We start from the raw sequence: 24,207 nt of genomic DNA, 5'->3' as shown, positions 1-24,207 counted from the left end.
GCCCCGACCGTCTCGACCGTGTCATGATTGCCGCACGGGGCGGGTCGGGCGACCCGCCCGAGGAGGGCCGTCCATGTCGATCGAGTTCGCCCGGTCGCCGCGCTCGACCGTCGGTCTCGAGTGGGAGATCGCGATCGTCGATCGCAGCACGGGCGAGCTCGCCTCTGTCGGCGATCGCGTGCTCGCCATGCTCGACGCGATCAGCCCCGGCGGGCAGCACCCGTTCATCACCTCGGAGCTGCTGACGAACACGGTCGAGCTCGTCTCGAGCGTGCACGCGACGGTGGCCGCCGCGGTCGCCGACCTCGAGCACCAGCTCGCCGAGGTGCGGACCGTCGTCGAGCAGCTCGGCGACTACGAGCTCATCTGCGCCGGATCGCACCCGTACAGCCAGTGGTACGACCAGCATCTCACCGACAAGCCGCGCTACCACAAGCTCATCGAGCGCACCCGGTGGTGGGGTCGCAACATGATGATCTGGGGCGTGCACGTGCACGTCGGCGTCGAGGATCGCGACAAGGCGCTACCCCTGCTCGACGGCCTGCTCACCTACCTGCCGCACCTGCAGGCGCTCAGCGCCTCGAGCCCGTACTGGGCCGGGGTCGAGACCGGCTACGCGTCGAACCGGGCGCTCATGTTCCAGCAGCTGCCGACCGCGGGGCTCCCCTACCGGCTCGACGACTGGGCCGCGTACGAGCGCTTCGTCGACGACCTGCAGCGCACGGGCGTCATCGAGGACCACAGCGAGGTCCGCTGGGACATCCGGCCGTCGCCGCGCTGGGGCACGATCGAGGTGCGCGTGTGCGACGGCGTCTCGACCGCCCGCGAGCTCGGCGCGATCGGCGCCCTCGTGCAGTGCCTCGTCGAATGGATGTCGACCCGGCTCGACCACGGCGAGCCGCTCGAGGTGCTGCAGCCCTGGTACACCAGGGAGAACAAGTGGCGGGCCGCCCGCTACGGGCTCGAGGCCGTGGTCATCACGGATGCCTCGGGCTCGGAGCGCCCCGTCTCCGCCGATCTCGTCGAACTCGTCGAGACCCTCGCCCCCGTCGCAGCGCGCCTCGGCTGCGCGAACGAACTCGCGGAGGTCGCGCACATGGTCGCGGCGGGGGCCAGCGCGCAGCGGCAGGTGCACGTCGCCGAGGCATCCGGGGGCGACCTGCGAGCCGTCGTCGCCCACCTCGCACGGGAGCTGCGCGAGGGCATGGACGGCCGCTGACGCCCGTGCGGGCGCCGGTCGGCGCCTGCCGGCCGCGCAGCCGGCGCTGGGCGGCGCCTATCGGCCGCCGAGCAGCTTCTGCATCGCAGCGAGGTCCTGCTCGCTCGGCCCGTCGGGCTTCGCGCCGCCGAGCCCGAAGCCCGAACCCGCGGGCGCGCCCTGGCCGGCGGGCGTGACGCCCTGTGCGATCGCCGCGTTCTCGGCGGCGCGCTTCGCGGGGTTGCCCGAACGCGAGCCGCCCGACTTCTTCTTGTTCTTGGCCGCCTGCCGCTTGCCGCCGCCGTAGCCGCCGGCACCCGGGATCGGCCCCATGCCGGGAATCTGCGGCACACCGCCGCGCGCGACGGTCTTCATCATCTTCGCGGCCTGTTCGAACCGCTGCACGAGCTGGTTCACGTCCGTCACGGTCATGCCGGAGCCCTTCGCGATGCGCAGGCGTCGCGAGCCGTTCAGGAGCTTCGTGTTCTGCCGCTCGGCCGGGGTCATCGACTGGATGATCGCCTCGGTGCGCACGATCTCGCGCTCGTCGAAGTTCTCGAGCTGCTGCTTCATGCCGCCCGCGCCCGGCAGCATGCCGAGCATCTTCTTGATCGAGCCGGCGCCGCGCAGCTGCTGCATCTGCGCGAGGAAGTCCTCGAGGGTGAACTGCTCCTTCGCGAGCTTCTCGGCGACCTTCATCGCCTCCTCCTCGTCGAAGGCCTGCTGGGCCTGCTCGATGAGGGTGAGGATGTCGCCGAGGTCGAGGATGCGGCTCGCCATGCGGTCGGGGTGGAACGGCTCGAAGTCGTCGAGCCCCTCGCCCGTCGACGCGAAGATGATCGGGCGCCCGGTGATCGACGCGACCGAGAGCGCGGCACCGCCGCGCGCGTCGCCGTCGAGCTTCGAGAGCACGACGCCCGTGAAGTCGACGCCCTCCTGGAAGGCCTTGGCGGTCGCGACCGCGTCTTGGCCGATCATCGCGTCGATGACGAAGAGCACCTCGTCGGGATCGGTCGCCTTGCGGATGTTCGACGCCTGCTTCATCATCTCGGCGTCGACGCCGAGACGGCCGGCGGTGTCGATGATGACGACGTCGTGGAGGGCGCGACGCGCCTCGGCGACACCGTCTCTCGCGACCTTCACCGGGTCGCCGACGCCGTTGCCCGGCTCGGGTGCGTACACCGGCACGCCCGCCTGCGACCCGACGACCTGGAGCTGGTTCACGGCGTTCGGGCGCTGCAGGTCGCTCGCGACGAGCAGCGGCGTGTGCCCCTCCTTCGCGAGGTGCTTCGCGAGCTTTCCCGCGAGGGTCGTCTTTCCGGCGCCCTGGAGGCCCGCGAGCATGATCACGGTCGGCGGGGTCTTCGCGAACTGCAGGCGGCGCTGCTGGCCGCCGAGGATCGCCACGAGCTCTTCGTTGACGATCTGCACGACCTGCTGGGCCGGGTTGAGCGCCTTGTTGACCTCGTCGCCGAGCGCGCGCTCGCGCACGTGCGCGGTGAACTGCTTGACCACGTCGAGCGAGACGTCGGCGTCGAGCAGCGCGCGACGGATCTCGCGAACGGTGCCGTCGACGTCGGACGCGGACAGCTTGCCCTTGGTGCGGAGGTTCTTGAAGGTCTCGGCGAGGCGGTCAGACAGGTTTCCGAAGGTAGCCATGGTGCCTTCGATTCTAAGCGAGTCCGGATGCCTCCCCGCTGCGCGGGCCGACGCGGCTCCTCCGGCCGGGCGTTCGGCCCTCGAGCGGGGCGCTCAGCCCTCGAAGCGGACGTCGACGATCTCGCGCTCGAGGTCGATCGCGGCGATGAGTCGCTCGTCGGTGTCGTCGGGCGCGAGGGCGTACTCGAACTCGGCGAACGCGTCGCCGGGTTCGTCGGCGTCGGGCCGCAGGTCGACGCGCACGAGGCTGAGCGAACGCAGCGCGTCGACCTGGCGGTCGCCGGACTCGCGGCCGATCGCCGCCTCGATCTCGTCAGCCTGCTCGAGCTCGGGGTCGAGCATCGTGTCGAGGAATCGCACGATCGGCGAGGAGCGGGTGTCGAGCTGGCTGACGAACGCCTGCCGCAGCTCGTCGTCGACGAGCTCGAGCTCGCCGACGATCGCCGACGCGACGTCGAGCGCCGCCGTCGACACCAGGTCGGCGTCGGCGTCGAGGACGACCTCGACGCGCTGGTCGGCGTACTCGAACGTCTCCGACCAGTAGTCGCCGACGAGTCCGAAGTAGTCGTGTTCGATCGACATGGGGCTCTCCTCCCGAGTCCTTGCGCTATCCGACGAGCTTCTGGGCGAAGACGTGCGGCGTGAAGCCGGTGAGGTCGCCGATGCCCTCGCCCTGCCCGATGAGCTTGATCGGCAGGCCGGTCTTCTCCTGCACGGCGAGCACGAAGCCGCCCTTCGCCGATCCGTCGAGCTTCGTGAGCACGAGCCCCGTCACTCCCCCGTGCTCGATGAACGCCTCGGCCTGGGCGAGACCGTTCTGCCCGGTCGTCGCATCGAGCACGAGCAGCACCTCGCTGATGGGGGCCTGCTTCTCGACGACGCGCTTGATCTTGCCGAGCTCGTCCATGAGCCCGCCCTTCGTGTGCAGCCGGCCGGCCGTGTCGATGATGACGATCTCGGTGCCGTCCTGCTTGGCCTTGTCGACGGTCTGGAACGCGACCGAGGCCGGGTCCTGGCCCTCGCGTTCGGGCCGCACGATGCCGACGCCCGCGCGATCGGCCCAGGTGGCGAGCTGATCGACCGCTGCGGCGCGGAACGTGTCGGCGGCGCCGACCACGACGGAGCGGTCGTACGTGCGCAGGAAGCGTGCGAACTTGCCGATCGTCGTGGTCTTGCCGACGCCGTTGACGCCGACCACGAGCACGACCGCAGGGCGCTCGGTGAGTTTCAGCGTCGGGTCGTACTTCGCCAACCGCTCTTCGACGATCTCGCGCAGCATCCGCTGCACGTCCTTCGGGTCGGTCGTCTTGAACCGCTCGACCTGCGCCCTGATCTGGTCGACGATCTCCTCGGTGACCGCGGGACCGAAGTCGGCGGTGATGAGCGCCGCCTCGAGGTCGTCCCACGTGTCCTCGTCGATCGTCTTCGCCCCGAAGATGCCACGCAGGGCGTTGCCGAGCGACCATGAAGCGCGTTCTGCCATGGCTCCAGCCTACGGGGGCGGATGCCTCGGCGACTGCCGTGCCCCGGAGCGCGGGGGCGTGAGCCGCTACCCGGCGGGCCGGGACCGCGCAAGGGGTTGCCACGACGGACGGGCCACGGGAGTCTCGGGGCATCGGAAGGATGCAGATGACCTCGGTGGGATTCCATGCCTCGCACGAGCAGCTGCCGCCCGGGCGGTTGCTCGACGCCGTCAAGCGCGCAGAGGAGGCCGGCTTCGGGGCGGCGATGTGCAGCGATCACCTCGAGCCGTGGAGCGTCCGACAGGGGCAGTCCGGGTACGCCTGGAGCTGGCTCGGCGCGGCGCTCGAGGCCACGCGCTTCTCCATCGGCGTCGTGACGGCTCCAGGACAGCGGTACCACCCGGCCGTCGCGGCCCAGAAGATCGCCACCCTCGCCGAGATGTACCCGGGTCGATTCTGGGCGGCGCTCGGCAGCGGCGAGGCGCTCAACGAGCACGTCACCGGCGACCCGTGGCCGGCGAAGGACGATCGCGACGCGCGGCTCGTCGAAGCCGTCGACGTCATGCGGCGCCTGCTCGCCGGCGAGGAGGTGACCGCGAACGGGCGGATCCGCGTCGATCGCGCGCGGGTGTGGAGCCTGCCGGTGGTGCCGGCGCCGCTCCTCGCCGCCGCGGTGAGCGCCGACACGGCGCGCGCGGCCGCCGGCTGGGCCGAGGGCGTGATCACGGTCGACCAGCCGCGGGACGCGCTCCGCGAGTTCATCGACGCCTATCGGGGCGCGGGCGGTCGCGGGCCGGTCGGCGTGCAGGTGCACCTGAGCTGGGCTCGCACCGACGGGGAGGCGCTGGCGATCGCCCACGACCAGTGGCGGCAGGGGCTCGTGCCGGCGCACCTCTCGTGGGAGCTCGATCGGCCCGAGGACTTCGACGCCCGCACCGCCGACGCGACGCCCGAGGAGGTCGCCGCCACGCTGCTCGTCTCGGCCGACCCGGCGCGCCACCTCGCGCACCTGGCGCGCATCGCCGAGCTCGGCGTCGACCGGATCTACCTGCACCACGTCGGCACGGAGCAGGAGGCGTTCATCGACACCTTCGGCGAGCGCGTCGTTCCCGACCTCGAGGCGGTCTCAGCATGAGGATCACGGATCGCAGCGACCTCTGGTGGAAGACCGCGGTCGTCTACTGCCTCGACGTCGAGACCTTCATGGACTGGAACGACGACGGGTTCGGCGACTTCGAGGGGCTCGCCCACCGACTCGACCACCTCGCCGAGCTCGGCGTGACCTGCATCTGGCTCATGCCGTTCCAACCGACCCCCGACCGCGACGACGGGTACGACATCACCGACTTCCTCGGCGTCGACCCGCGGCTGGGCTCGCTCGGCGACGTCGCCGAGTTCACGCGCACCGCCCGCGACCGGGGCATGCGCGTGATCGTCGATCTCGTGATGAACCACACGTCGGCGAGGCATCCCTGGTTCAGGTCGGCCAGGCGGAGCCGGAGGTCGCCGTACCGCGACTGGTACGTCTGGCAGGACGACCCGCCGAAGGCGCCGAACGCGGTCTTCCCGGGCGAGGAGGACTCGATCTGGGAGTTCGACGAGCGCGCCGGCCAGTACTTCCTGCACAGCTTCTACCGGCACCAGCCCGACCTGAACATCGCGAACCCCGCGGTGCGCGACGAGATCGCCAAGACCGTCGGCTTCTGGCTCGAGCTCGGCGTCTCCGGCTTCCGGGTCGACGCGGTGCCGTTCCTCATCGAGCCGCCAGACGGCGTCGACGTCGGCGACCCGCACGAGTTCCTCCGCGATCTCCGGCGATTCCTGCAGCGGCGCTCGAGCGAGGCGGTCCTGCTCGGCGAGGTCAATCTGCCCTACTCCGAGCAGCTCGAGTACTTCGGGCGGGTCGGCGACGCGGCCGAGCTCACGATGCAGTTCGACTTCCTCGGCATGCAGGCCCTCTACCTCTCGCTGGCCCGAGAGGACGCCCGCCCGCTCGCGGCATCGCTCGCGAAGCGGCCGAGCATCGAGCCCGAGGCGCAGTGGGCGAACTTCGTGCGGAACCACGACGAGCTCACCCTCGACAAGCTCTCGGACGCCGAGCGCGACGAGGTCTTCGAGGCGTTCGCGCCCGAGGAGTGGATGCGCGTCTACGGTCGGGGGATCGTCCGACGCCTCCCGCCGATGCTCGACGGGGACCCGCGCCGGATCAGGCTCGTCTACAGCCTGCTCTTCTCGTTGCCCGGAACACCCGTGCTGTTCTACGGCGAGGAGATCGGCATGGGCGAGAACGGCGCGCAGAAGGGTCGGCAGGCCGTGCGCACCCCCATGCAGTGGACCGACGAGCGCAACGGCGGATTCTCGCGGGCGACGCCCTCACGGCTCGCCGCGGCACCTCCGGCCGACGGCTACGCGCCGGAGCACGTGAACGTCGAGGCGCAGATGCACGACCCCGACTCGCTGCTCGCCTTCATCAAGCAGCTCGCGACCAGGTACCGGAGCTCCCCCGAGATCGGCTGGGGCGTGCTCGACGTGCTGTCGACGGGTCTCGACGAGGTGCTCGCGCACCGCATCACGGCCGATGTCGGCCGCTTCGTCGCCGTCCACAACTTCGCCCCGACGCCGACGGTCGTGCCGCTCGAGCTCGGCAGGGTCGCGCCCGACGCCGTGCTGAGCGACCTGTTCGCGCCCGACACCTACCCGCTCGACGAGCGCGGGCGAATCGAGGTCCACCTCGACGCGTACGGCTATCGCTGGTTCCGCATCGTGGAGCCCGACGACCGCCGGCTCACGTGAGCGGCCCCATCGGCCGGGCCCGGGGCCGACCGCCTCAGCTCGCCTGCTGCTCGCGCTCCTCTCGCACGCGCTGCCCGACCACGGCCGAGACGCCGTCCTGGCGCATCGAGACGCCGTAGAGGGCGTCGGCGATCTCCATCGTGCGCTTCTGGTGGGTGATCACGATGAGCTGGCTCGAGTCGCGCAGGTCCTCGAAGGTCGTCAGCAGGCGCCCGAGGTTCGCGTCGTCGAGCGCGGCCTCGACCTCGTCCATGATGTAGAACGGGCTGGGGCGGGCCTTGAAGATCGCCATGAGCAGCGCGACGGCCGCGAGCGAGCGCTCGCCGCCGGAGAGCAGCGAGAGCCGCTCGATCTTCTTGCCGGCGGGCTTGACGCTGACCTCGATGCCGGTCGTGAGCATGTCGTCGGGGTTCGTGAGCGAGATGCTGCCCGCGCCGCCCGGGAAGAGCACGGGGAAGACCTCGGCGAACGCGGCCTTCGTGTCGTCGAAGGCGCTGCGGAAGATCGACTCCATCTTGCCGTCGATCTCCTCGATGATCGTCAGCAGGTCCTTGCGCGTGTTCGCGAGGTCCGTCAGCTGCTCGCTCAAGAACTGGTGGCGCTGCTCGAGCGCGGCGAACTCCTCGAGCGCGAGCGGGTTGACCCGGCCGAGCTGGGCGTACTTGCGCTCGGCGGCGGCGAGCCGTCGCTGCTGCTCCTCACGACGGAACGGCACGGCCTCGCCGTCCTCCGTCTCGGCGGGCACCGGCTGCTCGGGACCGTACTCGTCGATGAGCACGGTCTCGTCGAGCCCGAGCTCCGACTCGGCGCGCTCGACGAGCCCCGTCACGTGCAGCTTCTTCTCGTAGATGCGCAGCTCGAGGCCGTGCACGTCCTCGGTGACCGCGTGCAGCCGCTCGCGCACGACCGACTCCTCACGCCGAACCGCCTGCAACTCCTCGTTGCGGCTCGCACGCTCGGCCTCGGCGCGGCCGAGGGCGACGCGAGCCTCGGCGACCGACGCGTCGACTGACGCGAGCGCGGGCGGCAGCGCCTCGGCGACGCGTCGGGCGGCGTCGAGCTGCGCGCGGCGGATGACGGCGCGCCGCGCCGCCTCGTCGGCGGCGCGCCGTTCCTGGTCGAACTGGGCCTCCATCGCCCGGATCCGCGCTTCCTCGGCGCGGACCCGCTCCTTCGCGGTCTCGAGCCTGAGCTTCGCCTCGACCTCGGCCTCGCGGGCGGCCTCGACCGACGCGAGCGCCCCGTCGCGCGCTGCGACGTCGAGCACGGGACGCGGCACGGCGCGTGCCGCCTCGAGGGCGGCCTTCGCCTCGTCGGCGGCGCGTTCGGCGTCCGCGACCCGTTCTTCGGCATTCGCCGACGCCTGCTGCAGTCGCTCGGACTCGGCCTCGGCGGCCTCGGCCTGAACGCGCGCGCGGTTGAGGCGCTCGGTGCGCTGGGCGAGCTGCGCGTCGAACTCGCGCAGCGCCGCGAGAGCGCGCTTCGACTGCTCCTTGGACTGCTCGACGAGCCGGCGCTGCTCGGCGAGTTCGGTGCGGCTGCGCTCGATCTCGCCGCGCACCTCCTCGAGGCGGGCGGCGGCGCGGTCGCGCTCGGCGATGAGTTCGATGCGGCTCTGCTTGCGCCCGGAGCCGCCGCGCACGACGTATCGGCCGATGACGGTGCCCTCGCGCGTGATCACGGTCGCGGGCCGGTCGAGCCCCCCGAGCGCGGGTTCGGCGGCGCGAGCCGAGTCGCGGTCGTCGGCGATGAACACCTCGGCGAGGAGGCCGCGCACGCCGGCGGGCGCGGTGACGACCGACGCGGCCGGCGTGAGCCCGGCGAGGACCGGCGTCGCCGCGGCCTCGACCCCGGGCTCGGCGACGGCGAGCGCCACCCGGCCGAGTTCGCCCGCCTCGGCGCGGTCGAGCGCCCGGTACGCGGCATCACGGTCGTCGACGAGCACGGCGTCGGCGAGCGACCCGAGCGCGGCGGCGATCGCTGCCTCGAAGCCGGGCTCGACCTGCATCGACTCGGCGAGGAGTCCGCGCACGCCGTCGACGCCCGCGGCGACGAGCGCGGCCGAGCCGTCCTTCTGGTCGAGGGCGAGCGAGAGCGCCTGGGTGCGGGCGCTGAGCGCCCCCTGCTCGCGCTCGCGGCCGTGCAGCTCCTCGCGGATGCGCTCGATCTCGGCCTCCGCCTCGAAGACCGCGGCCTGGGCCAGCTCGTAGGCCTCGTCGAGGTCGGTCTCGGCCGACTCCTCGACACTCGCAGCAGCCTCGGCCTCGGCGAGCGCGGTGGTCGCCGCCGCACGTCGGCCGGCCGACGCCTCGAGCGCATTCGCGTGCCGCAGCACCTCGCCGCGCACGGCGGCGAGTTTCGAGGCGGCCGAGTCGGCCTGCCCCGACAGCTTCGAGAGTTCGAGGTCGTAGGCCGACACCTCGGCCGACTGCCGGGCGATCTCCTGGTCGACGGCGTCGAGCTCGGCGCGGGTGCGCATGGTCGTCTCGTGCGCCTCGTCGAGGGCGGATGCCGCGGCGCCGATGCCGTCGCGCAGGCCCTCGAGCTCGGCGACGGCGGCGTCGATCATCTCGCGGGTCACGCTCGGCGAGGCATCCGCCTCTTCCGAGGCGCCCTCGAGGAGCGCGATGCGCTGACGGGCGAGCGAATCGAGCGAGCGGAGCCTCGCCTGGGCCTGCTCGAGGGCGAAGCTCGTCGAACGGGCACGGTCGACGGAGTCGCCGCCCTGCGCCTGCTCGAGCGCCGTCACCTTCGCCTGATGCTGCTCGAGCCGTTCCTGCAGCACGAGTCGCTCGGCGTGCCGCTCGTGCTCGCTCTTGCCGTGCTCCTCGAGTGCGCGTCGCAGCCCGACGACCTCATCGGCGAGCAGGCGCGCCTTCGCGTCGCGCACGACCGCGGCGATCGTGGCCGCCTCGCGGGCGACCTCGGCCTGCCGGCCGAGCGGCTTCAGCTGCCGACGGATCTCGCCCGCGAGATCGGAGAGGCGAGTGAGGTTCGTCTGCATCGCGTCGAGCTTGCGGAGGGTCTTCTCCTTGCGACGACGGTGCTTGAGGATGCCGGCGGCCTCCTCGATGAAGCCGCGGCGGTCCTCGGGAGTGGCGCGCAGCACCTGGTCGAGCTGTCCCTGGCCGACGATGACGTGCATCTCGCGACCGAGGCCCGAGTCGCTGAGGAGCTCCTGCACATCGAGCAACCGGCACTGGTCGCCGTTGATGGCGTACTCGCTCGTGCCGTTGCGGAACAGGGTGCGCGAGATCGTCACCTCGGTGTACTCGATCGGCAGCGCACCGTCGGTGTTGTCGATCGTGAGGCTCACTTCGGCGCGTCCGAGCGGTCCACGGGTCGAGGTGCCGGCGAAGATGACGTCCTCCATCTTGCCGCCGCGGAGGGTCTTCGCGCCCTGCTCGCCCATGACCCAGGCGAGCGCGTCGACGACGTTCGACTTTCCCGATCCGTTCGGGCCGACGATGCAGGTGACGCCGGGTTCGAAGGCGAAGGTCGTCGGCTGTGCGAAGGACTTGAAGCCCTTGAGCGTCAGACTCTTCAGGTACACGCTCCACCCTCTCCTCGCCGCACGAACGCTGCCGACTACGGTATCCGAGGTTCGGGGCCGATCCGCGCACGCGCGCCGCGCTTCGGTGATCGGCCCTTGCCGCCGCCGGGCGGGGTCGATAGTCTGGGCGGCTGCCCGGTCGGCGGCCCGATGCGTCGGAACCCGCACGAGAGGAGCAGCCGATGCCGGTCGAGATCCGCGAGGTGGCCCTCCCCGCGACGCTCGGCGCACCAGAGGCCATCGAGTTCGAACGCGTCGTCGAGTTCATGACCGCCATCGAGGTCGAACGCTGGGGCGACGACCGGTTCGCATTCACCGCCCCGGAGCTCCTCGCCATGTACCGCGACGAGTACCTGCCGCGACGGCTCTTCGCCGCGTGGGACGGCGAGCGTTGCGTGGGTCGCGTGGTGACGTTCTGGGAGGCCGACCCGGCCGCGACGGTGGGCAATCTCATCGTCGAGGTGCACCCGGCGTACCGACGGGCCGGCATCGGTTCGCGGCTGATCGAACGCGCGGAGGCCGTGATCCGCGGGCTCGGACGCCAGGCGTTCGCCGGCTTCGACGACTTCCCGATCACCGTGACCCAGCGAGCCGGCGAGCGGTTGCGAGCCCCCCAGGGCGATGCCTCGATCCCGGCCGACCTGCCGAGCGTGCGGTTCGCGACCCGGCACGGGTACACGCTGCGACAGCTCGAGCGGCAGAGCGGACTCACGGTCGCGGGGCGTCTCGAGGAGTTCCGCGCCGCGTCCGAGGAGCGCGAGGCCGAGGCATCCGGCTATCGGCTCGTCGGCTGGGTCGACCGAACGCCCGACGAGCTCGTCGACAGCTATGCGGCGGCCCGCGCGCGCATGGCGCTGGACGTGCCTGCGGGCGGCCTGACGATCGACGAGGAGGAGTGGGACGCGGCCCGCGTTCGCGCCCACGAGGATCGCTCGCTCGACGGCGGGCGCTCCCTGCTCGTGCAGGCGGCGGTCGCCCCCGACGGCACCGTCGCCGGGTACACCGAGCTGCTGCTGCCGCCCGGGAAGACGGTCGCCTATCAATCGGACACGCTGGTCGTCGCGGCGCACCGCGGTCACGGGCTGGGCATGCGCGTGAAACTCGCGAACCTCGTGCTGCTCGGCGAGTTCGCCCCCGAACGCACCGATGTCTACACGTGGAACGCCGACGAGAACGAGCACATGCTCGCGATCAACATCGCGCTGGGCTTCGGACTCCGCGGGATCTCCGCCGAGTGGCAGCGCGGGTGAGCGGGAGGGAACTCCACCGCGTTCCCATGTCTCGCCGGAGCATCGTCGAGTCGTGCTCGCACGCATCCTCTACGAGGGCGCAGGGCCCGCCTGACCCGGTGCACCGCGCGCCGCGGATGATCCGGTCGATCAGTCGCCGGTTCGCGCACCGTACCGTGCCACGATGGTCAGCATCGCCTCGTGCACCACGCGACGCATCTCGGCGTCGCTCAGCGACCAGCCGCCGTGGATCAGTCGCGGCCAGAAGACGACGGTCGAGATCATGCCGAGGAACTGCGCGGAGGCGGTGTCCGGGTCGTCGACGACCGCGGTGCCCTCGGCGTGCGCGGTGACGAAGCAGCGCCGCACCGCCGCGAACAGCGGCAGCGTGCCGAAGTCGAAGACCCGTTCCCGGAGTTCGGGGAAGCGCGACGACTCGGCGATCACCGCGCGGATCAGGTCCGTCATCCCGGGCCGGTTCAGGAGCTCGACGTAGGCGAGGCCCAAGCCGGTCAGGCTTGCGCTGAAGTCGCCCGACGGCAGTTCCTCGACAGCGCCCTCCGTCGAGCCGGCCGCGGAGAGCACCATCGCCTCGAAGAGCTCGGCCTTGGTCGGGAACTGCTTGAACAGCGTCGCCTTGGAGACCCCGGCCCGCTCGGCGACGCGTGCCAGTGACGTTCGGTCGTAGCCGTGCTCGAGGAACAGCTCGTTGGCGGCGTCGAGAATCGTCGCCCGGTTGGTCGCGGCGACCCGACGGTGGTAGCTCGAAAGCTCGCGTGACATGCCGCCATCATAGAGGTGAGCCCGTTGACTCACCACTCGAGAAGGGCTACCTTCGGAGGTGAGCCCACCGACTCACCTCTCACGAAGGAGCTGCACATGGCCAAGCTCATCTACTCGATGATCACCTCGCTCGACGGGTACGCCGAAGCCGCCGAGGGCGATCTCGGCAGAGGTGCGGAAGACGAGGAGGTGCACACCTTCATCGGCGACGCGTTCCGCGACATCGGCACCTTCCTCTACGGCCGGCGGATGTACGAGACCATGGTCTTCTGGGAGACCGTGCGCGACGAGCCCGAGGTGCCGCCGCACATCCTCCAGTACGCGAACGACTGGCGGGCCGCGGAGAAGGTCGTCTACTCGACGACACTGGAGTCCGTTTCGAGCGCGAGGACCCGCATCGAGCGAAGCTTCGACCCGGAGGCGGTCCGGCGGCTCAAGGCCGAGTCCGACCACGACCTCTCGGTGGACGGCCCCCACCTCGCGGCCCAGGCGATCAGGGCCGGCCTGGTCGACGAATACCACCTCTTCATCACCACGAGCGTGGTCGGCGGGGGCACGCGGTTCTTCCCCGACGACGTGCGCCTCGACCTCGAGCTCGTCGAGCAGCGCTCCTTCCCGTCCGGATTGATCTCCGCTCGCTATCGAACGCGACGTTGACGTCTCGCACGACGCTGGGTGCTGAAGCCGGGCTCAGCGCCGGCGCTGGCACTTCGGGCAGTAATGGCTGGAGCGATTCATGAAGGCCTCACGACGGATCGGCCCCCCGCACCGTGGGCACGGCTCTCCCCCACGTCCGTAGGCGTTGAGCGAGTGCGCGAAGTAGCCCGACGCGCCGTTGACGTTCACGTACTGCGCGTCGAAGCTCGTGCCGCCCTCGACGAGGGCGCGCCCGAGCACGTCGCGCACGGCGGCGAGCAGCTCGGTCGTGCGGCGCCGGCTGAGCGACGAGGCGAGCTGCTCGGGGTGCAGTCGCACCGCCCAGAGCGACTCGTCGGCGTAGATGTTGCCGATGCCGCTGACGACGCCCTGGTCGAGGAGCACGCGTTTGATGCCGCTGGCGCGACGTGCGAGCCGTGCGGCGAACAGGTCGTCGGAGAACGCCGGGTCGAGCGGGTCGCGGGCGATGTGCGACACCTGGCTCGGGATCGAGCGCGCCCACTCCCCCGTGACCGACGCCGAGAACCCGGCGATCTCGCCGTCGTCGGTCGGCCCCATGCGGTCGACGGCGAGCGAGCCGAAGATGCGCTGGTCGACGAAGTCGATTCGGAGTTCGCCGTGCTCGGGGTGCTCGACGTTCAGTCGTACGCGGGCGTGCCGGTCGTCGCCCGGGTGATCGGGCGTGCGCAGCAGCATCTGCCCGCTCATGCCGAGGTGGCCGACGATCGCGCGGGCACCCGCCCGATCGCCCGCGGCGGTCTCGTCGTCGAGCGGCAGCCAGAGGAACTTGCCGCGACGCACGGCCGCGCTGACTCGCGCGCCCGCCAGCAGGCGCTCGAAGTCGCCGACGGCCGGATCGTGGCGCTTCAGCGAACGCCGGTCGAGCACCTCGACGGCGGTGATGACGGCGCCGGTCACCGCGGGCGCGAGCCCTGCGCGGACGACCTCGACCTCGGGAAGCTCGGGCAATTCAGTTCGCGCCGTTGAGCAGGGTCCACGCCTCGAGCGCCGCGGCCATCTCGGCCTGCTTCTTGCTCGATCCCTCGCCCGACGCCTGCACGAGCTCGCCGACCGTCACGGTCGCGACGAAGTGCTTGTTGTGGTCGGGGCCGGATTCGGCCACCGAGTACGCGGGTGCAGGGGCGCTGCGCCGCGCCGCGATCTCCTGCAGGCTCGTCTTCGGGTCCATCGCCGCGCCGAATCGCTCGGGGTCCTGCATGAGCGGCGTGATGAGGCGCAGCACGAGACCGGTCGCGACGTCGCCGCCGGCGTCGAGGTAGACGGCGCCGATGATCGCCTCGACCGTGTCGGCGAGGATCGACGGCTTGTCGGCTCCCCCGGTGAGGGTCTCGCCGCGGCCGAGCCGGATGTACCGACCGACGCCGATCGCACGACCGACCTCGGCCAGTGCGACACTCGACACCAGGCTGGCGCGGCGCTTCGCGAGCTCGCCCTCGTCGAGGTCGGGATGGTCGCGGAAGAGCTTCACCGTGACGGCCTGCCCGAGGATCGAGTCGCCGAGGAACTCGAGGCGCTCGTTCGTCGGGATGCCGCCGTTCTCGTACGCGAACGACCGGTGCGTGAGCGCGAGTTGGAGCAGGGCGGGATCGATCTCGATCTGCAGCGTCTGCTGCAGTTCGTCGAGCGTGCGATTCTCGCTACCCGTGCGCTCCGTTCGCGTCACGACCGGTCGTCGGTGCGTCTCGGGCCGACTAGACGTCGGCGACCTTGCGGCCCTTGTACTCGAGGAAGAGCGGGGTGCCCGCCGAGTCCTCGACGACCTTCGCGCGGTGCGGAAGGCTGTAGGTGACCTTGCCGTTCTCGACGGTCTTGACGAGCGTGGGGACCTCGGCCTTCCACTGCGAACGGCGCGCGTGGGTGTTGGCGCGTGACTGCTTCCGCTTGGGAACCGCCATGACTATCTCTCTTCTCTCTGCTGATCGGCGCCGGATGACGCATCCGGACCGTTGTCTTCGGAAGCCTGGAACCCCGCGAGCGCGGCCCAGCGAGGATCGCTGTGCTCAGGGGTGACGAGTTCCGGATGATCGGCCAGTCGGAGCCCGGTCTCTGGGTCGAGACCCGGGCAATCCGGTCGGCACACCGGCTGGAACGGCAGTGCCAGCACCACCGCATCTCGGATGAGTGGTTCAAGATCCACGTGGTCGTCTTGAACCTCATACTCGATTGCTTCCCCGCCATGATACCCGAAGAGTTCTTGGAACTCGACTCGGACGGGCAGCGCGATGTCGGTCAGGCAGCGACCGCACTCGCCCTCGGCGGTCGCGTCGACCTCGGCGGTGACGAGGATGCCCTCGTGCACCGACTCCAGCCGGACGTCGAGCTCGACCTCCGAACCGGCGGCGACGGCGACGAGCCCCTCGCCGAACTGCTCGGGCGCGGGCACGGTGATGAACGCTTCGCGCATCTCGCCGGGACGGTTGACGAGGTCGCGCACGTTCACGCTGAAAGGGGACTGCTTGATGGCCACGATCGACGATTCTACGCGCCGGTGGCAGTGCGTTCGCCGAACGCCGGGCGGACCCGGTCGACGAGCGAACGCGGCACGAGCACCGCGCGGTAACGTCCCGCGAGCGGTTCGCCGACCGCGAGCGCGGCACGCGCCGTCGACAGCGCCCCTGCCAGACGTGCGACGGATGCCTCGTCGGCGTGCCGCCCGGGACCGTATCGCTCGAGTTCGACGGCGTCGCGCAGCACGAGGAGCGCCGCGGCCGCCGCGGGCTCACGGAAGCCCTCGCGCTCGGCGAGCGCCACTGCGGCGCCGCGCGGGGTGGCGGTCGCATCGAGTCGCACCCCCAGGTCGCGTGCGCTCGCGACGAGCTCGTCCCACGCGGCATCCGCGGGTCGTTCGCCGCGCCGGATCCGGCGCAACCGGCCTGAGCGCTGAGCGGCGCGCAGCACGGCCGGCGCGATGAGGACCACGACCGCGAGGAGCACGACGATGCCGCCGCGCCACCACCACCCGTCGACGCCGACCGAACCGCCGGCCGACGCACCGAGGCCGCGGTCGGGATCGAGCTCGGGTCGCCCGCTCGGCGCGCCGCTCGACGCACCCGGCGTCGGGGTGGGGGTCTCCGCCGCTTCGCCGGCACCGGGGCGCGAGTAGTCCGGCACGCTGCCCCGGCCGGGCGTGGGTTCGAACGGCACCCAGCCGACGCCCTCGAAGTACAGCTCGGGCCAGGCGTGCAGGTCGTGCGAGTCGACCTCGATGCGCTGCACACCGCCCACCCGCTCCTGGGTCGCGGTGCCCTGCGTGTAGCCGACCGAGATGCGCGACGGGATCCCCGCCTCGCGGGCGAGCACCGCCATCGTCGAGGCGAAGTGCACGCAGTACCCCGACTTGTTCTCCAGGAACTTCGCGATCACCTCGAATCCGCCGCCGTCGTAGCCCTCTTCGACCGGCGCCTCGGTCGAGTACTCGAACCGGTCGGAGCGCAGGTACGACTGGATCGCGACGGCGGCGTCGTACGGGGTCGCCTCGGCGGCCGTCACCGTGTCGGCGGTCTCGGAGATGATCGACGGCACATCGTCGGGCAGTGCGAGGTACGGGGCGAGGTCGTCGCCCCCGGTGGGGCGGGCCGAGCGCAACTGCGCGGGCGTGGGCTGCCGGTCGAGCCAGGTCGCCCGGTACCGCTGACCGCCGGTGTCCGTGTCGACGCTGCGCACGGTGAGCGCGCCCGGATCCCAGAACCAGGAGCCGCTCAGCCCCTCGACGCTGCGCGTCGGGTACGGCAGCGGGAGCCAGGTGGTGCGCACCTCGTCGACGACGATGTCGATCGGGTGCTCCTTCGCCTCCACCTCGCCGTCGAGGCCATCGGGCAACGGCAGCGCGTCCACCGTGTTGTCGGCATCGACGGGCGACTCGGTGACGCCCCACGCGGCGCCCTCGAACCGGTCGAGCGTGAGCAGGGTGAAGTAGGGGCGGTCGTTGTCGCGGGCGAAGTAGTGGAAGGCGGGTCGCGGCTCGGGCCTGCGCAGGTCGCGCCCGAGATCGATGAACGGGGTCACCCCGCGACCGAAGATCGCGCCCTGGGATCCGGTGCCGAGCAGCAGGCTCGTCGAGATGCTCGGCGTGGAGGCGGCGAGGACGGTCGCGACGAGGATGCCGACGGTCGTCAGGCCGAGCGTCGTGGCGAGGCCCGAGGCGGCGGGCACGCGCGCCGGCGGCACCACCGTCGCGGCTCGCTCGTCGTCGTCGCCGCCCGCGAGGTTCGCGCGCCGACGGACCCGCACGTCGACGCGGAGCAGCAGCAGGTAGGCCGCCGCCGAGAAGACGAGTGCCCACACCTCGGCGCCGGACTCGATGATGAAGCCGGGGATGAGGATGGGCACCAGTGCCGGCGCCGCGGCGAGCGCCGGCATGCGCACGGTCTGCACGAGCACGTCGACGCAGATGGCGAGCACCCCGACGCCGAGCGCGAGGACGAACGACAGGGCGGGCACGGCGATCGCCGGCACCGCCTGCTGCTGGATCGTGCGCTGCGCGCCGTCGAAGAGGTCGCCGAACAGCGGGAAGGTGTCAGCGGTCGGCACGATGAGCGCGAAGCTCGTCCCCCCGCCGAAGACGAGGGTGAGCAGCAGCAGCAGGATCACGAGTTCGCCGAGCGGTACGAGCGAGCCGGGCACGCGGAGGGCGCGCAGCCCGGAACCGCCGAACATCGTGCCGGCCGCGATGAAGGCGCAGAGCCACCACCAGCCGCTGCCGGAGATGAGGGGGCCGAGCGCCATCGAGGCGACCGCGACGAGCAGGAACGATGCTGCCGTCAGCGCGAGGCGCTGCGCGCGGCTCAGCGGGCGGTCATCGGGATGCATCGCGCTCGCCCCCGTCTCCCGGCGCCCCGACGTCGGCACGCAGTGCGATGCCCGCCCACGCGTCGCCGATCGAGGCGGGCCGACGCACTCGGACGACGCGCCAGTCGGCCTCCTCGAGCGCCTCGACGACGCGATGCGACACCGTCTCCGCGACGAACGCGATCGCGGGCTCGATCGTCTGCCGGAGCCCCACGAGCCCCGCGGCGTCGCGCTCGTCGGGCTCGACGAGCACCGCGAACCCCGGCATCCTGGCCTCCCGGGCGCGCGCTTCGCCGCGGTCTCCCCCACCTCGCGGCGCACGGTCGGCTGCGTCGTCGCGATTCGCGACCTCGAGGCGCGCGAGGTCTTCGAGCAGCAGCCGGTCGCCGCCGGGCATGTGGTACGGGCCGCTCGAGTTCGCCGTCGCGATCGACCCGCGTGCCGGGTCGGCGACCGGATCGCAGCGCACTCGGAATCCCCGCTCGAGCAGGTGGACGCCGATCGAGGCCACGACCTCGACGCCGAGTTCGAAGCCGGCGTGCCCGTGCTCTGCGTTCCCGTGGGCGAACGCGCCGGTGCGCGGCCGGCCGGCGAGGGTGGTGTCGACCAGGATGCGGACCTCGGGATCCCCCCGCTGCTCCTCCTCGCGCACCATGAGCTCGCCGCGACGGGCGGTCGCCGCCCAGTTGACGCGGCGCATCGGATCGCCGTAGCGGTACTCCCGTGCGATGAGCTCGTCGGAGTTCGGGTGCGTGCGCCGCTGCAGGCCGTGCAGCACCCCGTCGACACTGGCGGCCGAACCGAGCGCCCGCTCGAGCGGCGTCACCCGGGGGGTGACGACGACCTCGTGGCGTGCTCCGGCGTCGCGATCGATGCGCGCGAGGGCGAACGGGTCGAAGACGCCGACGCGGAGCGGGCCGATGCCGTACACGCCACGCCGCGGGAGGCGGAGCCGGTACTCCAGGTGCACCGTGTCGTCGCCCGACGGCAGCACGCCCTCGTACGGACCGATCGCGGGCAGCACCGCCTCGGGCGGCGCATCGAGCCCCTCGGGAACGCGATCGCGCCAGTGGGCGCCGTCGAAGGTGCGCCGTGCACGGTTCCGCACCGTGATCGCCACGCTCGCGCCCGACCCGGCGCTGACCACGGGCGGGGTGAACGTGCGCGTGACGCCGAGCTTCGGCGCGCGCAGCGCCACGAAGAGGGCCGCGACGCCGGGCATGGCGATGCCGACGAACGCGAGCAGCATGATGTCGCGCAGGTCGAACCACAGCGAGACCGCGAGCAGCACGACGCCGACGAAGAGCAGCGCACCGCCACGCCGGGTCAGCCGCGGCCAGGCGGCGAAGCGAGGAGGGCGCAGGCGCTGCATCTCAGTTCCTTCGTGCGCTGCCGACCGGAACCGGCGTCTCCCCCACGATGCGTCGGACGATGGCGTCGATGAGCGGACCCGCGTCGCGGTCGTGCGCGCCGAGGGCGCGACTCGTCGGCACCAGCCGGTGCGCGAGCACCGGAACGGCGAGCGCGTCGATGTCGTCGGGCAGCACGAAGTCGCGGCCGTGCATCGCGGCATGCGCCTTCGCCGCCCGCACGAGCTGCAGCGTTGCGCGCGGGCTGGCACCCAGCCGGAGCTGACGATCGTCACGGGTCGCACGGGCGAGATCGACCGCGTACTCCTTGACCGGCTGCGACGTGAAGACGTGCTGCACCGCCTCGATCATCGATCGCAGCTCCTCGAGCGAGACGACGGCGGAGAGGTCATCGAGCGGGCTCTTCGTCTCGCGCGTCGAGAGCATCGCGAGCTCGTCGGCCGATGCCGGGTAGCCCATCGAGATGCGGGCCATGAAGCGGTCGCGCTGGGCCTCGGGCAGCGGATACGTGCCCTCCATCTCGACCGGGTTCTGCGTGGCGACGACGGTGAACGGCGCATCGAGCCGATACGTCGTGCCGTCGGCCGTGACCTGGCGCTCCTCCATGCACTCGAGCAGCGCCGACTGCGTCTTCGGGCTCGCGCGGTTGATCTCGTCGCCGATGACGAGGTTCGCGAACACCGGCCCCCGCTTGAACTCGAACCGACGGCTCGACTGGTCGAACACCGAGACCCCGGTCACGTCGCTCGGCAGCAGGTCGGGAGTGAACTGGATGCGGCTGACGGTCGCGTCGACCGAGCGGGCGAGCGCCTTGGCGAGCATGGTCTTGCCGACGCCGGGCACGTCTTCGATGAGGAGGTGCCCTTCGGCCAGCAGCACGGTGAGCGACGCGGTCACGGCGTCGCGCTTGCCGGCGATCACGGTCTCGACGTTCGCGACGATCCCGGCGGCGAGTGCGCCCACCTCGTCGATGCCCATGATCGAGGAGCCGGCCCCGGGCCCGCCCGTCACCGCGACCGCCTCGCTCATGGCGTCATCGCCGTCTCGAGGTAGTCGGCGACGACCGTCGGCACGTAGGGCGCGACATCGCCCCCGAGCGCCGCCACCTGCCTGACGAGCGAGCTCGACACGTGCGCATTCGCCGGGTCGGGCAGCAGGAACACGGTCTCGACGCCGGCGAGGTGCCGGTTCACGATCGCCATCGGCGTCTCGTAGGCCACGTCGACCTGCGAGCGGATGCCCTTCACGAGCACGGTCGCGCCGACGTCGGTGCAGTAGTCGACGAGCAGCCCCATGCTCCACGAGGCGACGACGATGCGCCCCTGGATGCCCGCGTCGGCGATCGACTGCTCGATGAGCGAGACGCGCTGGGCGATGGGCAGCAGCGCCGACTTGTCGGGGTTGTGCACCACGACCACGTGCAGCTCGTCGTAGAGGCCCGCCGCCCGGGCGATCACGTCGAGGTGGCCGCGCGTGACGGGGTCGAACGATCCTGGGACGACGGCGATCCGCTGCATACGCAACAGCGTAGTGTCTCTGCGGAGCCCCGCGGCGTCGGGCCGAGAGTCTCAGCCCTTGCTCAGGTACCCGCTCGCCTCGTCGTCGAGCCGGCGCCGCACGGCGGCCGCGAGCGCCCGATGGTCGGCGAGCCCGGGGTCGGACCCGAGCAGCAGCTCGGCCTCGGCGCGGGCGTCGGCGATGACGTCGCCGTCGCGCACGACGCGGAGGAGCTTCAGCGACGAGCGACCGCCCGACTGCGTGGCGCCCAGCACGTCGCCCTCGCGTCGCAGCTCGAGGTCGACGCGGGCGAGTTCGAAGCCGTCGAGCGTCGCGGCGACCGCCTCGACGCGCTGCAGGGCGAGCGAGCCGGGCACCGCCTGCGTGACGAGCAGGCAGAGCCCCGGGACCGCCCCGCGGCCGACCCGGCCGCGGAGCTGGTGGAGCTGGGAGACGCCGAAGCGGTCGGCGTCGACGACGACCATGACACTCGCGTTCGGCACGTCGACGCCGACCTCGATGACGGTGGTCGAGACGAGCACGTCGAGCTCGCCCGCCGCGAAGGCGCGCATCGTGCGGTCTTTCTCGTCGGCGCTCATCCGCCCGTGCAGCGGGGCGACCCGCAGGTCGGCGAAGCGCGGGTTCGCCTCGAGCTCCGCGAGGACCGAGGCGACGGATGCGACCGGTCCGGCGGTCTCGCCCTCGCCGTCCGCCTCGACGGGCTCGCCGTCGTCTTCGGCGACGCGAGCCTCGATGGCCGGGCACACGACGAATCCCTGGCGCCCGAGGGCGACCTCCTCGGCGAGCCGCTCCCATACCCGCGGCCGCCAGGCGGGACGGATCGCGAGCGGCACGACCTGCGATTCGATGCCGGCGCGGCCCGCGGGCAGCTCGGCGATCGTCGAGACGTCGAGGTCGCCGAACACCGTCATCGCCACCGTGCGCGGGATCGGCGTCGCGGTGAGCACGAGCACGTGCGGCGGTTCGGCGCCCTTGAGGCGCAGCGCCTCGCGCTGCTCGACGCCGAAGCGGTGCTGCTCGTCGACGACGACGAGCCCGAGGTCGGCGAACGACACCCGATCGCCGATGAGCGCGTGCGTGCCGACGACGAGTCGCGACTGGCCGGCGGCGGCCCGCAGCAGCGCCCGCTTGCGTTCGGCGGCCGGCAGCTGCCCGGTGATCAGGGTCGGGATCAGCTCCGCGGCGAGCTCGGGGCCCAGCATCTTCACGATCGAACGCAGATGCTGCGCGGCGAGCACCTCCGTCGGCGCGAGCAGTGCCGACTGCCCGCCCGAATCGGCGACGGCGAGCATCGCCCGCAACGCGACGAGCGTCTTGCCCGAGCCGACCTCGCCCTGCACGAGTCGGTTCATCGGCACGGGTTCGCCGAGGTCGCGCGCGATCTCGTCGCCGACCTGCACCTGGTCGCCCGTGAGCGCGAACGGCAGCGCAGCGTCGAATCGCTCGAGCAGTCCGCCGGCGGTCGGGCGCCGGGCCAGGGCCCGCGTCGTGCGGAGCGCGGCACGCCGTTCGAGGAGCGCCGTCTGCAGCACGAAGGCCTCGGTGAACCGGAGCGTGCGCCGGGCGGCCTTCCACTCCGACTCGTGCTCGGGCCGGTGCACGCGTTCGAGCGCCTCGCGGTGCGCGAGGAGCCCCCGCCCCTCGCGCACCGACGACGGGAGGGGATCGTCGACGGCGCCCAGCCCGTCGAGCAGCACGCCGATCGCCTTGGCGAGCTGCCAGCTCGCGAGCGTCGAGGTCGCGGGATAGATCGGGATGGGCGACTCGGCCCAGCGCTTCGCGGCCGCGTCGCCGACGTCGACGGGTGCGAGGTCGTCGAAGAGCTCGTAGTCGGGATGCGCGAGCTGCCGGTTGCCCTTGTAGTCGCCCACCTTGCCCGCGAAGATGCCCCGCCGGCCCGGACGCAGGTCGTTCTCGCGCCAGCGCTGGTTGAAGAAGGTGAGCGTCAGCACCCCGGTGCCGTCGGAGATCTTCGCCTCGACGATCGAGCCGCGACGCTGGCGCATCTCGCGCACGCGCACCTCGAGCACCTCGGCGACGATCGTCACGTTCTCGTCGAGCGGGAGCGAGGCGAGCGCCGTGAGCTCACCGCGGAGCGCGTAGCGCCGCGGGTAGTGGGCGAGCATCTCGCCGACCGTCGTGTAGCCGAAGGCGCGCTCGACCGCCTGTGCCGTGCGACCGCCGAGGGCGCCCGACAGCTTCGAGTCGAGGGTGAGGCTGCCGGGCACGGCCGGAGCCCCGCCCTCGGTCTCAGCAGGTCGCGCCGTCATGCCTCGATCGTAGGCTCCGCCTCCGTCAGCGCCGCGAGCTCGGCCTTGACGTAGGGATCGTCGGGCCGCTCCGCCGCGAGCGCGCGCTGCAGCTCGAGCGCCTCGTCGTGCCTGCCGAGGCTGCGCAGGCAGCGACCGACCGACCAGCGCGCGACATGGCGCTGCTCGGGGGTGCCGTACGCGTCGGCCGCCTCGACGGCCTGCTCGAAGTGCATGAGCGCACCGGTCAGCCGACCCGAGTCGTGCAGGGTCCAGCCGAGGTTGTTGTGCAGCGCGACGCCCCAGCGCAGCACCCGCGGGTCGCGCGAGCCGTCGAGCACGTCGAAGCCCTCCGTCGCCCACTCCTCCTCGTGACCGGCGTCGTTCAGGGCGAGCATGTGCAGCGCGTCGAGCACGAGGAACGGCGATCCGGCGACGGCGGCCTCGCGGACGCCGCGGGTCAGGTCGGGCACGGCGTCGGCAGGGCGATGATGGGATGCCGCGAGCCGGCCCCGCTCGATCGCCACCCTCGCTCGCAGCTCGGCCGCGTACGCCTCGGGTTCACCGGCCACGGGGCCGAGGGCGGCGACCTCGTCGAGCAGTGCGAGCGCCTCGTCGCCGCGGCCGAGAATGCCGAGCGCTCGGGCGAGCTGCGTGGTCATGACCGCGCGGGTGTGCGCCGGGCTCCCCTCGTCGGCCGCGGCCGCGCGGAAGCGCTCGGCGCTCGCCTCGGGATCGGAGAAGTCCCAGAGGCGGTCGAGCAGCTGCTGCTCGCCCCCTCGATGCCGGGACGGTTCGGCGGGTACGCGGTCGGTCGAGCCGGTCTCTTCATCAATCGGGGCAGGCACACTCCCATCATGGCAGTGCCGGGCCGACATCGCCGTGCCGGAAGGTCATGCGTCGCCGGCCTCGTGGCACCGCCGCGC

At 72.0% G+C, this 24,207-nt stretch carries 20 protein-coding genes; 5 read left to right on the top strand and 15 right to left on the bottom strand.

Features of this window, described 5'->3' with window-relative positions; genetic code table 11:
* Positions 1 to 73: 73 nt before the first annotated feature.
* Positions 74 to 1,219: a glutamate--cysteine ligase gene (locus tag LR269_RS10475; RefSeq protein ID WP_231430736.1), complete on the top strand. Its 1,146-nt coding sequence runs from the start codon at positions 74 to 76 to the stop codon at positions 1,217 to 1,219.
* A 57-nt stretch (positions 1,220 to 1,276) separates the two neighbouring features.
* Here LR269_RS10475 and ffh read toward each other — a convergent pair whose 3' ends face one another.
* The 3 genes from ffh to ftsY form a co-directional block, all read right to left on the bottom strand.
* Positions 1,277 to 2,857 carry a signal recognition particle protein gene (gene ffh, locus LR269_RS10470; protein WP_231430735.1) on the bottom strand — a complete coding sequence of 527 codons (1,581 nt, stop codon included), beginning with the start codon at positions 2,855 to 2,857 and terminating at the stop codon, positions 1,277 to 1,279.
* A 93-nt stretch (positions 2,858 to 2,950) separates the two neighbouring features.
* A complete protein-coding gene (locus LR269_RS10465; protein ID WP_231430734.1) occupies positions 2,951 to 3,439 on the bottom strand; it encodes a DUF2004 domain-containing protein in 489 nt (162 codons plus the stop codon).
* A gap of 25 nt (positions 3,440 to 3,464) precedes the next feature.
* Complete coding sequence (ftsY, locus tag LR269_RS10460; protein ID WP_231430733.1) at positions 3,465 to 4,340, bottom strand: signal recognition particle-docking protein FtsY; 876 nt, start codon at positions 4,338 to 4,340, stop codon at positions 3,465 to 3,467.
* Positions 4,341 to 4,486: 146 nt separating this feature from the next.
* On the opposite strand from ftsY, the gene LR269_RS10455 reads away from it, so the two are divergent.
* Together LR269_RS10455 and LR269_RS10450 are read left to right on the top strand one after the other, a co-directional pair.
* Positions 4,487 to 5,455, top strand: coding sequence for a TIGR03885 family FMN-dependent LLM class oxidoreductase (locus LR269_RS10455; RefSeq protein ID WP_231430732.1), 969 nt, complete (start codon positions 4,487 to 4,489; stop codon positions 5,453 to 5,455).
* Positions 5,452 to 7,113, top strand: coding sequence for an alpha-amylase family protein (locus LR269_RS10450; RefSeq protein ID WP_231430731.1), 1,662 nt, complete (start codon positions 5,452 to 5,454; stop codon positions 7,111 to 7,113). Before LR269_RS10455 ends, LR269_RS10450 begins: the two co-directional genes overlap by 4 nt.
* Positions 7,114 to 7,147: 34 nt before the next feature.
* Here the strand turns inward: LR269_RS10450 and smc are convergent, their stop codons facing one another.
* On the bottom strand, positions 7,148 to 10,666 hold the full coding sequence (gene smc, locus LR269_RS10445; RefSeq protein ID WP_231430730.1) for a chromosome segregation protein SMC: 3,519 nt from the start codon (positions 10,664 to 10,666) through the stop codon (positions 7,148 to 7,150).
* A 182-nt stretch (positions 10,667 to 10,848) separates the two neighbouring features.
* Here smc and LR269_RS10440 point away from each other — a divergent pair, with 182 nt between their 5' ends.
* Entirely contained in the window at positions 10,849 to 11,916 is a 1,068-nt protein-coding gene (locus LR269_RS10440) for a GNAT family N-acetyltransferase (RefSeq protein ID WP_231430729.1), read from the top strand.
* Positions 11,917 to 12,045: 129 nt separating this feature from the next.
* Here LR269_RS10440 and LR269_RS10435 read toward each other — a convergent pair whose 3' ends face one another.
* A complete protein-coding gene (locus LR269_RS10435) occupies positions 12,046 to 12,678 on the bottom strand; it encodes a TetR/AcrR family transcriptional regulator (RefSeq protein WP_231430728.1) in 633 nt (210 codons plus the stop codon).
* Between the two features lie 96 nt (positions 12,679 to 12,774).
* On the opposite strand from LR269_RS10435, the gene LR269_RS10430 reads away from it, so the two are divergent.
* Positions 12,775 to 13,335 (top strand): dihydrofolate reductase family protein, encoded by a 561-nt coding sequence (locus tag LR269_RS10430; protein WP_231430727.1) that lies wholly within the window; start codon positions 12,775 to 12,777, stop codon positions 13,333 to 13,335.
* Between the two features lie 33 nt (positions 13,336 to 13,368).
* Here LR269_RS10430 and mutM read toward each other — a convergent pair whose 3' ends face one another.
* From mutM to LR269_RS10380, 10 genes are all read right to left on the bottom strand, one after another.
* The gene (mutM, locus tag LR269_RS10425) at positions 13,369 to 14,304 is read right to left on the bottom strand and encodes a bifunctional DNA-formamidopyrimidine glycosylase/DNA-(apurinic or apyrimidinic site) lyase (RefSeq protein ID WP_231430726.1); all 936 of its coding nucleotides are present in this window, start codon (positions 14,302 to 14,304) and stop codon (positions 13,369 to 13,371) included.
* A 1-nt stretch (position 14,305) separates the two neighbouring features.
* Positions 14,306 to 14,971 carry a ribonuclease III gene (gene rnc, locus LR269_RS10420; RefSeq protein ID WP_231432313.1) on the bottom strand — a complete coding sequence of 222 codons (666 nt, stop codon included), beginning with the start codon at positions 14,969 to 14,971 and terminating at the stop codon, positions 14,306 to 14,308.
* Between the two features lie 76 nt (positions 14,972 to 15,047).
* Positions 15,048 to 15,251: a 50S ribosomal protein L32 gene (gene rpmF / locus LR269_RS10415; RefSeq protein WP_106564619.1), complete on the bottom strand. Its 204-nt coding sequence runs from the start codon at positions 15,249 to 15,251 to the stop codon at positions 15,048 to 15,050.
* Between the two features lie 2 nt (positions 15,252 to 15,253).
* Positions 15,254 to 15,823 carry a DUF177 domain-containing protein gene (locus LR269_RS10410; protein WP_231430725.1) on the bottom strand — a complete coding sequence of 190 codons (570 nt, stop codon included), beginning with the start codon at positions 15,821 to 15,823 and terminating at the stop codon, positions 15,254 to 15,256.
* Between the two features lie 11 nt (positions 15,824 to 15,834).
* Positions 15,835 to 18,165: a DUF3488 and transglutaminase-like domain-containing protein gene (locus LR269_RS10405; protein ID WP_231430724.1), complete on the bottom strand. Its 2,331-nt coding sequence runs from the start codon at positions 18,163 to 18,165 to the stop codon at positions 15,835 to 15,837.
* Entirely contained in the window at positions 18,152 to 19,516 is a 1,365-nt protein-coding gene (locus LR269_RS10400; protein ID WP_231430723.1) for a DUF58 domain-containing protein, read from the bottom strand. The genes LR269_RS10405 and LR269_RS10400 overlap by 14 nt, the downstream gene beginning before the upstream one ends.
* Position 19,517: 1 nt before the next feature.
* Positions 19,518 to 20,492 (bottom strand): MoxR family ATPase, encoded by a 975-nt coding sequence (locus LR269_RS10395; RefSeq protein WP_231432311.1) that lies wholly within the window; start codon positions 20,490 to 20,492, stop codon positions 19,518 to 19,520.
* Between the two features lie 47 nt (positions 20,493 to 20,539).
* Complete coding sequence (coaD, locus tag LR269_RS10390; RefSeq protein WP_231430722.1) at positions 20,540 to 21,031, bottom strand: pantetheine-phosphate adenylyltransferase; 492 nt, start codon at positions 21,029 to 21,031, stop codon at positions 20,540 to 20,542.
* Positions 21,032 to 21,082: 51 nt separating this feature from the next.
* Positions 21,083 to 23,302 (bottom strand): ATP-dependent DNA helicase RecG, encoded by a 2,220-nt coding sequence (locus LR269_RS10385; protein WP_231430721.1) that lies wholly within the window; start codon positions 23,300 to 23,302, stop codon positions 21,083 to 21,085.
* Positions 23,299 to 24,129 carry a tetratricopeptide repeat protein gene (locus tag LR269_RS10380; RefSeq protein ID WP_231430720.1) on the bottom strand — a complete coding sequence of 277 codons (831 nt, stop codon included), beginning with the start codon at positions 24,127 to 24,129 and terminating at the stop codon, positions 23,299 to 23,301. The genes LR269_RS10385 and LR269_RS10380 overlap by 4 nt, the downstream gene beginning before the upstream one ends.
* Positions 24,130 to 24,207: the final 78 nt, after the last annotated feature.

Origin of the sequence: Agromyces sp. S2-1-8 (assembly GCF_021129215.1) — a bacterium.
GTDB lineage: Bacteria > Actinomycetota > Actinomycetes > Actinomycetales > Microbacteriaceae > Agromyces > Agromyces chromiiresistens.
Note: the sequence above shows the minus strand (reverse complement) of the source record. Positions and strands in the feature narration are given on the sequence as shown.